The sequence below is a fragment of the Amycolatopsis sp. NBRC 101858 genome (assembly GCF_030269325.1).
GTDB classification, from domain to species: domain Bacteria; phylum Actinomycetota; class Actinomycetes; order Mycobacteriales; family Pseudonocardiaceae; genus Amycolatopsis; species Amycolatopsis ponsaeliensis.
The window spans coordinates 1-12,527 of sequence record NZ_BSTD01000006.1; the positions used below are offsets into that span (position 1 = coordinate 1).

The window sequence follows — 12,527 nt, forward strand, 5'->3', positions numbered from 1 at the left end:
GGCAACGGCGGCGACGCCACCGCAGTCAGCACCGGCCAGAACTCCGCCACGAACACCGGTGGGCACAGCTGGAAGCGGCACGAGCAGGGCGGCCGCACGGGCGTCCTGGGTGTCGTGACCGGCACCGCCAAGGGCGGCAACGGTGGCAACTCCGGCGACGCCGGGAACGCCACCAGCAGCAACAACGCCGTGAGCGGCAAGTCCGGCAACTCGGGCGACTCGGGCTCGACCGGCGGCAACACCGCCGTCACGTCGACCCGCGGGCACGAGCAGCAGGGCCGTCACCACGGCAGCTGGAAGCACGAGGGCACGAAGTCGGCCACCACGGTGACCTCGGGCAACTCGGGTGACACCGGCGCCACCGGCTCGACCGGCGACGCCTGGAACACCAGCACCACCACCGGCGGGAACTCCGGCTGGGCAGGCAACGGCGGCAACGCCCACGTCATCGCCACCGGCTGGAACACCGTCGCGCACAGCCCGCACACCGTCTGACGGCCTGCGGGACAACTGAACACGGAGCGGGGCACCAGGGTCACCCTGGTGCCCCGCTCTCATGTCCGGGTACGGCTGCCGGCCGGCGGTCTCAGTGCCGGCACGCGGCCGCCCCGTGGCAGGAGACCATGGCCTGCAGTGTGTCGTGCAGCTGCTTCGCCTTGTCCGGCGGCAACTGCGCCGCGGTGTTGTGCAGCTCCTGCGGATCCGGGCCGCGGTCGTAGTACTCCTTCGTCCCGTCCGCGTATTCGACGTAGGTGAAGCCGGTCCCGCGGATCGCCTCGTACGTGGTGGGGTTGCCGCTGTTCTTCTTCGGCTTGTCGGGGTCGGTCCGGTCGAAGTCCGGGCCGTGGTGCTCCACCAGCCCGACCGTGCGCCACGCCGGTGGCGCGGTGCCGGTCAACAACGGCACCAGGCTCTCGCCGTCCACTTGCGAAGGCGTCGAGGCGCCGGCCACTTGCTCGAACGTCGGCCGCAGGTCGATGTTCTCCACCGGCTGGTCCACCGTCGCCCCCGCCTTGACGCCGGGGCCGGCCACCACCAGCGGCACGTGGACGTCCGTGTCGAAGGCGGTCTGCTTGCCGGGAGTCAGCCGGTACTCCCCCATGTGGTAACCGTTGTCCGAGGTGAAGACGATGTCGGTGGTGCCTCGCACGCCCGCTTCGTCCAGCGCGGCTTCCACGGTGCCGATCATCTTGTCCACCGACTGCACGGCCTGCGCGCGCTTGCGGAAGTCCTTGTCGATGGTCTTCTTTTCCTTGTCCGTCAACGGCGTCCGGGACGCGAGCCACGACGGCGCCGACGACGGCAGGGTGTCGAACGCCGGCCCGCGCGGCGCGGTGAGGCCGGGGAACGCGTCGGCGTCGCGGGGCGCCGGGGTGTACGGGCCGTGCGGGGCGAAGGTGGCGAGCTCGATGGCGAACGGCGTGTGCGCGGCGGCCGAGCCGGTGACGAACTGCGCGGCCTTTCCGGCCATGACGTCGACCAGGTAGTCCTCGGGCGCCTTGCCGTAGTGCTTGACCGTGCCGTTTTCGTTGAGGTCGTAGTTGAACTCACCGTAGCCGTTGCCGGCGACGTCCCATTCGTTCCAGCCCGGGGGCACGCCGTCGGCCTTCGGGTCGTAGCCGTTGAGGTACTTGCCCATCATCGCGGTGTGGTAGCCGGCCTGCTGCAACGATGTCGCGTAGGTCGACTTGTCGTCGCCCCGGCCGTGGAAGGCCCCGTAGCCGCCGTCCTGGCCGCCGTTGGTGAACACGCCGGTGTCGTGCGGCAGCATCCCGGTGAACAGCGACGACCGCGACGGGCAGCACAGCGAGTCGGTGACGGTGTAGTCGGCGAACGTGGTGCCGTTGCGGGCCAGTTCCTGCACGTGCGGCAGGTAGGGCAGCAGGTTCATCGAGAGGTCGTCGGTGAGCACCAGGACGATGTTCGGTTTGCCGCCCGGGGTCGCCGGCGACGAGCTGTCCGTGGTGCAGGCCGCGGCCGTCGTGGCCAGGGCCAAGACCAGTACCGAGTTCAGGAACAGGCGAGCGCGACGTGACATACCCGCACGCTAAGGCCGGGACCGCAGAGAACGGTCTGCGTACTGTTCGGGTTCGGTAAAGGGCGAACGGTCGCTCGTCCTTCCTGCCGGCGACCGAACCGGCCGGATGGGCCGATGTCGGGCCGGCCCGCCGGCCGTTCGGTGCGGTCGCCAGAACGCCGGCGAGGCGTTAGGCTGGTGATCACCGCGCCGGGAGGGCCCAGACCACGCGCTCGCGACGATCACCGCTCGACAGCCGGCCCTGATCCACGGAGGCCGGCGCTCAGGAGCTGATCGTGGACCACTCCGAATTCCGCGACGACCCCAGACCGCGCCCCGATGCTTGCGGTTCCCCGTCGCCGCTACGGCTCACCTCGACCCGTCGGCTGCGTGCGGGCGATGACCGTCCAAGATGGACGATGCCGCCGTGGCGTGCACGTCCTTACCGAGCAAAAGAGCCCAAGCTGATGATCACCATGGAGGATCGGCAGACGGCGGACCCACCGTGGATCCGCAGCCCCGAGGTCAGCGACACCGACCGCGTCCTCGAGATGGTGTACCTCGTCGCCCGGCGGACCGGCCGGTCCCCCGGGGCCGCCGCGCGCCTGTGCATCCGGCTGGTCCCGAAGCTGACCGCCTCGTCGACCACCGCCCCCTCCTCGCCGGCACACCGTCTGGCCGCCGCCCGGCGCGGCCGGATCGCCGTGGCGGCTGCGCTGCGCAGCCTCGACCGTCGCCGCGACCCGGCGGTGTTCGACAACGCCTTGGCCGAAGCGGTGGTCCGCGACGAGCTCGCGCTCCTGCCGCCCCGCCAGCGGTTCACCGTCTGGTCCGTGGCGGTACGACACCGGCCGATCTCCGAGGTCGCCGCCGAAACCGGGTGGACCCGGAGCCAGGTCGTGCGCCTGCTCAACGCCGGGCTGTCGACCATCACCAGGTGGGGCACGCATTCGATACCGTTCGCCTGACCCCCGGTCAGATCCTGTTTGACCTGGTTCAGGACCGGGAATCCGGGTCCGGTAGTGAGTGGCCGCCCCAGTCCCCGGCGCCCGCAGGACTTGGGAAGGACTCACATGACTGTGTCTGCTGTGGGCGGTGACGCCGCCCTCCGGGCCGCGTCACGCAACGATTTCGGCGCGCTCGGCCGCCTCGTACGAAACGAAGGCCTGCTGGACCGGCGCCTCGGTTACTACGGCCGGAAGATCGGCCTGACCTTGCTCGTCTTCGCCGGCGGCTGTGTCGCGTTCGCCCTGCTGGGCGACTCGTGGTGGCAGCTGGTCACCGCGGCGTTCTTCGCCGTGATGTTCGCCCAGATCGCGTTCCTGGGCCACGACGCGGGCCACAACCAGATCTTCCGCACGGGCCGGGCCAACGATCGCCTGGGCTACGCGCTCGGCGGGATCGTCGGGATGAGCTACGGCTGGTGGATGGGCAAGCACACCCGCCACCACGCCAGCCCCAACCACGAAGACGACGATCCTGACATCGACATCCCGTTGCTGGCTTTCACCCGCGGGCAGACGGGTGGGAAACGCGGGTTCGTGCGCTGGACGTCGAAGCACCAGGCGTTCTTGTTCTTCCCGCTGCTGCTGCTGGAAGGGCTGAGCCTGCACTGGGCGGCCATCGAGGCCGTGCGGGACGACGAGGTCAAGCACCGCCGGCTCGAAGCCGTCCTGCTGGCCGCCCACATCGGGCTCTACCTGGGTGCGGTGTTCGTGGTCTTGTCCCCGCCGGTGGCGCTGGCGTTCATCGCCGTCCACCAAGGGCTGTGGGGCGTGTACATGGGGTGCTCGTTCGCGCCGGGACACAAGGGCATGCCCACCTACACCGACAAGACCAAGCTCGACTTCCTGCGCAAGCAGGTGCTCACCAGCCGCAACGTCCGCGGCGGTCCGTGGGTCGACTTCACCCTCGGCGGGCTGAACTACCAGATCGAGCACCACCTGTTCCCGAGCATGCCGCGAGCCAACCTGCGTCGCGCGCAGCCCCTGGTCCGGAAGTTCTGCGACGACCACGCGATCGACTACGCCCAGTGCGGGCTGTTCAAGACTTACTACTACGTCCTGCAGCACCTGCACGAAGTCAGTGCACCGCTGCGCACCGCCCGGTAGCGGGCCGGTGGCAGATCGGGCCAAGCCGACGCGGAGCGGACACCGAATCACTCGTGAATCGATGTCTTCGAGCTGCCGCTCCAGACCCCAGCGGCCCGATGGGAACGCTGGAGTCCGCCATGACCTTTCACTCCGCTCTGCAAAAACCTCTCGCGCAGGCGCGCCGACTGACCGGCGCGCGCCCTTCGGCACCGCCGTCCGGGTGGGCGGATCGCTGGGCCGTCGACCTGCTCGCGCCGCCGCCTCCCCGCCGCACCCGGGAACAGCGTCGCCAGGACCGGCACCACCGCTCGGCAAAGCAAGAAGACAACTGATGGCAGGCGAACCCCACAGCGAAGTCCTGCACAACCGGGAAAGGCTGCTCTCGCGGACGTTCGTGAGGCTCGCCGACACCCTCGTCGCCGACTTCGACGTGTCCGACTTCCTGTCCATGCTCGCCGAGCACTGCGTCGAGCTGCTCGGTGTGTCCGCGACGAGCGTGATCCTGCTGGACGCCACCGGCGGGTTGCGCGTGGCCGCGACCTCTTCCGAGCGAGCCGAGCTGCTGGAGCTGTTCGCCGTCGAGACCGACGACGGGCCGTGCATCGACTGCGTCCGCGGCGGCGTCCCGGTCTTCTGCACCGACCTGCGTGCCGAGACGCGCCAGTGGCCCCGATTCACCGCCGCCGCCCACGAATGCGGATTCCGTGCGGCGCACGCCATTCCGATGCGCTTGCGGGACGAAGTAATCGGGGTTCTGACGTTTCTCGGCGCCGATCCGGGCGACCCGGACCGCGACGACATCGAACTGGGGCAGGCCCTGGCCGACGTCGCGACCATCGGGATCCTGCAGCAGCGCACCATCGAGCAGCGCAACGAGGTCGCCGGCCAGCTGCAGACCGCGCTCGACAGCCGCGTCGTCATCGAGCAGGCCAAGGGAGTCCTCGCCCAACGCGGCGGGCTCTCGATGGACGACGCGTTCAAGCAGCTGCGGTCCTACGCCCGTGCTCGTCGGCTGCGCCTGACCGACGTGGCCGCCGCGATCACCGACGGCACCGTCGACCCGGCCGCGATCCTCGCCGCCAGCTAGCGCCCGAGATCACCCCGGTGGTTGCGGTTCACCGCCCTCCCGGCGGGTATGAGCAAAGGAAGAAGCGCGAATGATCAAGCCGGCAACCTCGGCGCTGAGCGAACTGGTGCACGGCTTGACCGCACCGGCTTCGGCGGCCGCGCGCGACTACTGGACCGCGTCGGTCCCCGAAGCCGCGCCCGGGCACTACGCCGCGACGGCTCCTCTTCGGCGACCCAGCCGACATAGTCTGGCTCGGCGGGCTCAACCACTTCGGCCTGCTCCACGACGACGCCGTCTACACCACGCTCCGCGACTGGCCGGCTCGTGACCACCGACAGTCCCGCACCTGACCGGAAGGACGTCCCGCATGCGCACGTTCACCTGCCCGCACTGCGCGAACCTGCTGTTCTTCGAGAACTCGGCCTGCGTGGTGTGCGGCACCGGCGTCGGCTACGACCGCGCGACGCGGTCGATGGTCCGCACGACCGGACGTGATCGCTGCGCCAACGCCGAGCTCGCCGGGTGCAACTGGATCACCGCCGGCCACCCCTTGTGCGGCTGCTGCGAGCTGACCCGGACCCGCCCGGCCGACGCGGACGTCGACGCCCTCGAAGCCTTCCGCGCCGCGGAGACCGCCAAACGACGGCTGCTCTACCAGCTGGACGACCTCGGACTCCCGGTCACGCCGCGGACGGCCGATCCCGAGCACGGCCTGGCGTTCGACCTGCTCTCGAGCACCGACCGGCCGGTGACCACCGGCCACGCCGGCGGCGTGATCACCCTCGACCTCGCCGAAGGCGACGACGGGTTCCGCGAAGGCCTGCGCGCGCGGCTGGCCGAGCCGTACCGCACGCTCCTCGGCCACTTCCGCCACGAGATCGGCCACTGGTACTGGGATCGGCTCATCGCCGGCGCGCCGGAGGCGTTCCGGCGCCTGTTCGGCGACGAGCGCGCCGACTACCAGCAGGCGCTCGCCGAGCACTACGGCGACACCGCCGCCACCGGCTGGGCGGAGAACCACGTCAGCCACTACGCGGCCGCGCACCCGTGGGAGGACTGGGCCGAAACCTTCGCCCACCTCCTGCACATCCGCGACACGGTGCAGACCGCGGCGGCGCTCGGCGTGCTGGTCGCCGGCACGCCGATCGCGCCGCACCCGGGCAGCCGCGTCGACGCCGTCCCCGAAGACCACACCGACGACGTCGACGACCTGATCGCGACCTGGACTCCGCTGTCGCGCGCGCTCAACCAGCTCAACCGCAGCATGGGCAAGGACGACCTCTACCCGTTCGCGCTGTCGCCCGTGGTCCAGGAAAAGCTGCGGTTCGCCGACGAGACCGTCGCGGCGGCCGCGCTCCCGTCTGATGTTTGAGGGGGCACGTCGAGGGCATTCGCCCACCAGGAGCCGTGATCGGCTCGGCAGCACACACCCCAGACCCCGGTGTCCGACGGCGAGTGGCACCCGGAGGTCCGGTGTTCTCCTCACGATCGCATCCGCGCGAGTGGCGGCGGTCCGGGTCTCCGCGCTCGGCTCACCGGACCACCGAAGGAGCGCACCATGCCCACCGAACGTGAGGACGACGGCCGCCGGGAGCCGGCGGTGCGAAGCCGGTTCACCGGCCGGCTCACCGCGATCGGCACCGCCGTCCTGCTGGTCGCCTACTACTGCGGCGGCTACGTCGCCGGGCGCATGGCCCGGTTCAACGGCGTGAAGCAGGGCATCGCCGTCTGGGTCTGGACGATCGTCATGACCGTCGTCGCGCTCGTCGTCGCGCTGGTCGGCGGCCTGGCCGGGATGCGGTTCCACCGCAAGGTCGACCGCGCCGACCTCGGTGCGCACCGACCGTGAAGATCGCGATGGTCTCGGCGCACGCCAGCCCGCTGAGCGCCGCCGGGGAAGCCGACCCGGGTGACCAGAGCGTCCACGTCGACGAACTGGCCTCGGCGATGGCGCGGGCCGGGCACGAGGTGACCGTCTACACCCGGCGCGGATCCCGGAGCGTCCGGTCCAGAGTGGACACTCCGGGCGGGTACCGCGTCGTGCACGTGCCGGCCGGGCCGCCCCGGCGGGCCGCGAAAGCCGACCTGCTGCCGTTCACCGGCGACTTCGGCGACTTCCTGCGGGACCGGTGGAGGACGGACTCCCCCGATCTCGTCCACGCGCACTCCTGGATCTCCGGGATCGCGACCGCTCTCACGGCGGACGAACTCGGGATCCCGTTCGCGCAGACCTTCCACACGCTCGGGAGCGCGGAACAGCGACACCGGAGCGAGCGAGCCGCCGGCCTGGCCGACCGGATCCGGCTCGAGCGGATGCTCGGCCGGCGCGCCGACCGGATCATCGCCACCTGCTCGGCCGAAGTACTCGAACTGAACGGGCTCGGCGTGCCCCGCGGCCGGATCTCAATCGTGCCGTGCGGAGTGGACCTCGACCGGTTTTCCGACGAGGGCCCCCGGGCGGCTCGTACGGCGCACCACCGGATCGTCAGCGCCGGGCCGGGCTTGCCGCACAACGGGTTCGACGTCGCGATCGCCGCGCTCCCCCAGCTGCCGGACACCGAACTGGTCGTCGCCGGTGACGTGCCCGAAGCGCACCGGTTGCGGCACCTGGCGACCCGGCTGGGTGTCGCCGATCGCGTCCGCTGGCCGGGGCGGGTCCCCCGGGCCGCCCGGCCGGCGTTGCTGCGCTCGGCCGACGTCGTGGTGTGCACCCCGCGGTACGAGCCGTTCGGGACCGTGGCCCTCGAAGCCATGGCCTGCGGGGTACCGGTGGTCGCGGCCGCGGTCGGCGGGCTGACCGACACGGTCGTCGACGGCTTCACCGGGCTCCTCGTCCGGCCCGGGCAGCGGGCTGACCTCGTGTCCGCGCTGCGGCGGCTGCTCGGCGACCCGGCGCTGCGCGGTATCTACGGCGCCTCCGGCCGGGACCGGGCGAACGCGCGCTATTCGTGGGACCGGGTCGCCGCGGACGCGGTCCGGGCCTACCTCGTGGCCGCCCCGTCCCTCCGGCCGGCCGTGAAGCCGCGATCCCGTGCGGCCACCGCGTGAGAAGTCACGCCGCCCCGTCCGGTCCTAGGGCTGCAAGGGGACGAGCCGGAGCCGCTCCGCCATGCCGAACCGGCCGGCCAGGCCCAGCCGCTCGAAGACCCGCCGGACCACCGGCGAAGCGACCACGGAAAGCCGCGTCGAAACCGCCCGGCAGTGCTGTTCCAGGTCGAGCAGCACGGTGACACCCCGGACGGACAGGAAATCCACCCCGCTCAGATCGATGAGCACCTGGTGGTGCGGAGTCCGGCACAGCGCGTTCAGCTCGTCGGCCAACCGCGGTGCGGTGACCAGGTCGATCTCTCCGCGGACGGTCACGACCGCCGCACCGGGGCGAGGATGAAGGGTGTGCACGTCGAGGGGCGGACACCCGTCGGCGTTGACGACGATGAAAGGCCGAGCCATAGTGGCTCCCCACGCTCGAAATCCGAGGTTGCCGGCGGGCGGGGTCCAGGCCGGGCGAAAACCGTGATGTGACTGGCTGCTCAATCACGTACGGCCACCATAGCCCGCCCGGTCCGCCGCGTTCAACCACGGCCGGCCGGCGAGGCTGCACCGGGGCGGCCCGGTGAGGTCGGCCACCCCGACAGCTGAGCGTCCCGCGTCCGGTTCGGCCACACTGTTCCGATGGAGTCTCCCGGCACCGCCCCCGCCACCTGGTCGGCAGGGGCGGTCGCCCGCATGCTGGAGCTGCCGCCGTCCACGTTGCGCGCGTGGCACCGCCGGTACGGGCTGACGCTCTCCGCGCCGCAAGCCGGCGCCCACCGCCGGTACGACAGCGCCGACGTCCACGCGCTGTTGCGGATGAAGCACCTGATCGACCAGGGCTTCAGCACCGGGACCGCCGCGTCCCGGGCCTTCCACCCCGGTCGCGGCGCCGACGTCGAGCTGCTGCTGGACGCGGTGACCCGGCTGGACACGGACCGGTCGATCGCGGTGCTCGAAGCGCAGCTGAGCGCCGAAGGCGTCGTCGCCACCTGGGACCGTCTCTGCCGGCCCGCACTCGACGCCCTCGGCGGCCCCGACCACTGCATCGACCTCGTGCACGTCCTGGCCTGGGCGATCACCGTCGCCCTGCACCGCGTTCCGGCACCGGTCGGCACCGGCGCCGCGATCTTGCTCGCCTGCGCGGACGGCGACCGGCACACCCTGCCGCTCGAGGCCCTCCGCGCAGCACTCGCCGAGAACGGCCGATCCGCACTGCTGCTGGGCGCCTCGATCCCCGAAGGCGCGCTTCGCGATGCGGTCCGGCGCACGCACCCCGCGGCCGTCGTGGTGTGGAGCAGTCAGCCGGCGAAACCCCCACGCCTGCGCGGGAAAGCCCGGCTGGTGCTGGCCGGGCCGGGGTGGCCGGCACGCGGGAAACGAGCGGAGCGCCCGGAGTCGCTCGGCGACGCGGTGGCACTGCTCACCGCGCGGGAATGAGCCGCCCGCTGCGGGCGGCGAGCCGGTCGAGCAGGGCTATCCGGCCGTGGTTGGGCACCGAGCGCAGCGGGTGACCGGCGAGCCCCCACCGCCGCAGCAGGGTGTTCGCGGCGGTCCAGCCGGTGGTGGCCGCGCGTTCCATGAGGGCGACCGGCAGGTCGATCCGGATCGCGTCCCCGGCGAGCACCAGACCGGGCTGCGGGGTCGCGACCGCAGGCCGCCGGGCGAAGCCGCCGACCGGGAAAAGCGGGCAGTCCTGGCGCACGAGCGTGATCGCGCCGACCGCGCGGGCGTCGGCGGTCTCGGGGTAGAGCCGGTGCAGCATCCCGTCCAGTTCTTTGGCGACGCGTTCGCTGTCCGCACCGGACGCGTAGGCGTGCAACTCGACGACCGAGCCGTGGTGGCGGCGGGCCCACCGGCGCGCTTCGCCTTCGTAGCGGTCCAAGACGCTGATGTTGTCCAGCGGCGGCAGACCGCCCGTCCCGAGGAACGCGGGGCGCGCGGCGTCGACCGGGCGGTCCAGCCACAGCCTGCGGACGACGAACGGCGGTGCCGTGCGCAGGTCCGCGACGGCCGCACGCCAGTCCGGGGTACCCAACCCCGGGGAAGCCGCCACGACGCGCTGCAGGCCCGGGACGTCCCCGGCGAGCACGACGGCGTCGAAGAACTCGCCGTCGACCCGGAACCCGTCGGCTTCGGGCTCGACCACCGCGACCAGCACGCCGGTCCGGATGTCGGCGCGCCGAGAGGCCAGGTACTCCCCCAGCGGGTTCCAGAGGGCTTGCGGGAACGGCTCGGCCGGGACGTCGAACAGCAGACCTTCGGCGGAGCCGAGGAAGTACAGGTGGAACATCGTCGCCAGCTCGGCCGCCGACAACTCCGAAGGGTCGGCGAAGAAGCTGCGGGAGAACACGTCGAAGGCGAGGTGCCGTGCCGCGGCGGGGAAGTTGATCGCGGCGAGGAACGTCGCGGCGTCGACGTCGTCGAGCTGCTCGTAGATCCGTGGCACGGCGACCCCGGCCAGCGGCAGCGCCCGCCGTCCGTCGAGCCGGAGCAGATCCCGCGCCCGGAATGTGGGGCTGCGCAAAGCGAACGCGAGCGCGTTCACCGGTGGGGTCTGCGGCAGCCCGGCGAAGGTGTCCGTGCGGCCGTGCGCGTCGACCAGCGGGTAGTCCGCGACCGCGGTCAGCCGGTCGAGCCCGGGGTCGGTGCGGGCGAGCAGCGCGCGGAGGTTGTAGTACTGGCGGAAGAACGCGTGGAAGCCGCGGCTCATGGTGACCGGGGTGCCGTCCGGCAGCCGCTCGGCCCAGCCGCCGGCGCGCCCGCCGAGGTGCCGCTCGCGCTCGAACACCGTGACCTCGACACCGCGCTCGGCCAGCCCCGTCGCGGCGGTCAGCCCGGCGATCCCGCCTCCGACGACGGCGGCGCGCGGACGACGCCCGAGGCGCCCGGCATCGGTCAGCCCGGCCGGCGCCAGGTGCGTCTCGATGCGGCGGTCGCGTCCCGGCTTCACGGGCGGGTGCCCAGGACGGTGTGGACGATCCCGCGCTGCCAGCCGGGCATGGTGCCGGTGCGGACGTCGGTGAACCCGGCGCCGGCCAGGCGGGCGCAGAGGTCGGCGACGCCGTCGAAGGCGAGCACGCTGCGGCGCAGGTGCCGGTACAGCGTCGCGTCGCCGGTGGCGAGCCGGCCCGCCGGGATCACGATCGCGCCGCAGACCACGTTCCACACCCGCTGGGCGCGCCGGGAGTCCCGCACGGAGTACTCGTGCACGGCGATGCGGCCACCCGGGCGCAGCAGGCCGTGCAGCTTCTTCAGCTGGGTGTCGGGATCGGCGAGGTTGCGCACCAGGTAGGCGGCGAAGATCGCGTCGAACGGACCCTCGTCCGCCAGCTCCTCGACTGGAGTGTGGCTGAAGTCCACTGTGGCCGGCCAGTTCTTCGCGCGCGCCCGGGCGAGCATCTCGGCGGACGCGTCGATCGCGGTGATCCGGGCGCGCGGGGCCGCCGACAGCAACGCCGCTGTCGAGGCGCCCGTGCCGCATCCGGCGTCGAGGATGCGCGAGCCGTCGGCGGCCCCGAGCCGGCGCGCGGAGATGCGGAGGTGCCGGTGGTAGCCCGGGTTGATGCCGACGAGCCGGTCGTAGGCCGCGGCGCCGCCGTCGAACGCGGACGGCACCTCGTCCCGGGGCAACCCGTTGCCGGACAACAAGCTCATGCACTGTCCTTTCGCGACTTCCCGCGTTCCCACAGCAGCAGGACCGCGGTGACCAGGGCGTACCCGAAGAGGAAGTCCTCGACGGGGATGTCCCACGGGAACCGCCAGCCGGTGATGCCGTCGGGGGCGTACCGCACGATCGGGGCGGACAGCTTCGTCAGCCACCCGTCCACGGGCACCTGGAAGGCGGTGACGATGGCCATCGTGACCCAGTAGGCGGGCCGGCGGAGCAGCCCGGTGCGCAGCACGAGAAGTTCCGCCGCGATCACCACGACCACGGCGGCGACGGCGGGCACGGTGTAGCCCCACGGCATCAGCGCGGCACCCGCTGACGGCGTCGCAGGACCCGCCCCACCAGCCGGCCGGTGAGCTGCACGCCCTCGTAGGTCAGCAGCCCGCAGACCGGGACGACGACGAAGAACAGCACCTCTTCCAGCGGGATCCCCAGCGGCGCGCGCAGCCCGGTCACGAACGCCGGGTCGAAGTCCCAGACGCCGGCGGCGATGGCGACGGCGTCCCAGACCAGGAACACGGCCGCGACCGGCAGCACCGCACGGGCGAGCAGGCGCGGCCGCCGGTACACCCGCGCCCCGGCCAGCTCCAGCGGCAGCGTCACGACCACGCACGCGACGAGCACGATCAGGTACTCGAACCGGCCCAC

At 72.1% G+C, this 12,527-nt stretch carries 13 protein-coding genes and 1 pseudogene; 8 read left to right on the forward strand and 6 right to left on the reverse strand.

Annotated elements, in window-relative coordinates; genetic code table 11:
• Positions 1 to 495 (forward strand): annotated as a pseudogene (locus tag QSK39_RS39070) (hypothetical protein); the annotation flags it as partial.
• A 91-nt stretch (positions 496 to 586) separates the two neighbouring features.
• Here the strand turns inward: QSK39_RS39070 and QSK39_RS39075 are convergent.
• Positions 587 to 2,038, reverse strand: coding sequence for a sulfatase family protein (locus QSK39_RS39075; RefSeq protein ID WP_285482868.1), 1,452 nt, complete (start codon positions 2,036 to 2,038; stop codon positions 587 to 589).
• Between the two features lie 446 nt (positions 2,039 to 2,484).
• On the opposite strand from QSK39_RS39075, the gene QSK39_RS39080 reads away from it, so the two are divergent.
• From QSK39_RS39080 to QSK39_RS39105, 6 genes are all read left to right on the forward strand, one after another.
• The gene (locus QSK39_RS39080; protein ID WP_285482869.1) at positions 2,485 to 2,985 is read left to right on the forward strand and encodes a hypothetical protein; all 501 of its coding nucleotides are present in this window, start codon (positions 2,485 to 2,487) and stop codon (positions 2,983 to 2,985) included.
• 105 nt (positions 2,986 to 3,090) lie between these two features.
• Entirely contained in the window at positions 3,091 to 4,128 is a 1,038-nt protein-coding gene (locus QSK39_RS39085) for a fatty acid desaturase family protein (protein WP_285482870.1), read from the forward strand.
• A 313-nt stretch (positions 4,129 to 4,441) separates the two neighbouring features.
• Positions 4,442 to 5,197 (forward strand): GAF and ANTAR domain-containing protein, encoded by a 756-nt coding sequence (locus tag QSK39_RS39090; RefSeq protein ID WP_285482871.1) that lies wholly within the window; start codon positions 4,442 to 4,444, stop codon positions 5,195 to 5,197.
• Between the two features lie 349 nt (positions 5,198 to 5,546).
• Positions 5,547 to 6,551, forward strand: coding sequence for a zinc-binding metallopeptidase family protein (locus QSK39_RS39095; RefSeq protein WP_285482872.1), 1,005 nt, complete (start codon positions 5,547 to 5,549; stop codon positions 6,549 to 6,551).
• Positions 6,552 to 6,737: 186 nt separating this feature from the next.
• Positions 6,738 to 7,028, forward strand: a complete 291-nt coding sequence (locus QSK39_RS39100; RefSeq protein WP_285482873.1) for a hypothetical protein — start codon at positions 6,738 to 6,740, stop codon at positions 7,026 to 7,028.
• A complete protein-coding gene (locus tag QSK39_RS39105) occupies positions 7,025 to 8,227 on the forward strand; it encodes a glycosyltransferase (RefSeq protein ID WP_285482874.1) in 1,203 nt (400 codons plus the stop codon). The genes QSK39_RS39100 and QSK39_RS39105 overlap by 4 nt, the downstream gene beginning before the upstream one ends.
• Before the next feature lie 24 nt (positions 8,228 to 8,251).
• Here the strand turns inward: QSK39_RS39105 and QSK39_RS39110 are convergent, their stop codons facing one another.
• Entirely contained in the window at positions 8,252 to 8,629 is a 378-nt protein-coding gene (locus QSK39_RS39110; RefSeq protein ID WP_285482875.1) for an STAS domain-containing protein, read from the reverse strand.
• A gap of 222 nt (positions 8,630 to 8,851) precedes the next feature.
• On the opposite strand from QSK39_RS39110, the gene QSK39_RS39115 reads away from it, so the two are divergent.
• Complete coding sequence (locus tag QSK39_RS39115) at positions 8,852 to 9,649, forward strand: MerR family transcriptional regulator (RefSeq protein WP_285482876.1); 798 nt, start codon at positions 8,852 to 8,854, stop codon at positions 9,647 to 9,649.
• Here QSK39_RS39115 and QSK39_RS39120 read toward each other — a convergent pair.
• From QSK39_RS39120 to QSK39_RS39135, 4 genes are read right to left on the reverse strand one after another with little or no spacing between them, the layout of a single operon-like run.
• Positions 9,633 to 11,162 carry an FAD-dependent oxidoreductase gene (locus QSK39_RS39120; protein ID WP_285482877.1) on the reverse strand — a complete coding sequence of 510 codons (1,530 nt, stop codon included), beginning with the start codon at positions 11,160 to 11,162 and terminating at the stop codon, positions 9,633 to 9,635. The two genes, QSK39_RS39115 and QSK39_RS39120, sit on opposite strands and share 17 nt — an antisense overlap.
• Positions 11,159 to 11,866, reverse strand: a complete 708-nt coding sequence (locus tag QSK39_RS39125; RefSeq protein WP_285482878.1) for a class I SAM-dependent methyltransferase — start codon at positions 11,864 to 11,866, stop codon at positions 11,159 to 11,161. Before QSK39_RS39125 ends, QSK39_RS39120 begins: the two co-directional genes overlap by 4 nt.
• Entirely contained in the window at positions 11,863 to 12,180 is a 318-nt protein-coding gene (locus QSK39_RS39130; protein WP_502873350.1) for a lycopene cyclase domain-containing protein, read from the reverse strand. The genes QSK39_RS39125 and QSK39_RS39130 overlap by 4 nt, the downstream gene beginning before the upstream one ends.
• Positions 12,180 to 12,527: a lycopene cyclase domain-containing protein gene (locus tag QSK39_RS39135; RefSeq protein WP_285482879.1), complete on the reverse strand. Its 348-nt coding sequence runs from the start codon at positions 12,525 to 12,527 to the stop codon at positions 12,180 to 12,182. Before QSK39_RS39135 ends, QSK39_RS39130 begins: the two co-directional genes overlap by 1 nt.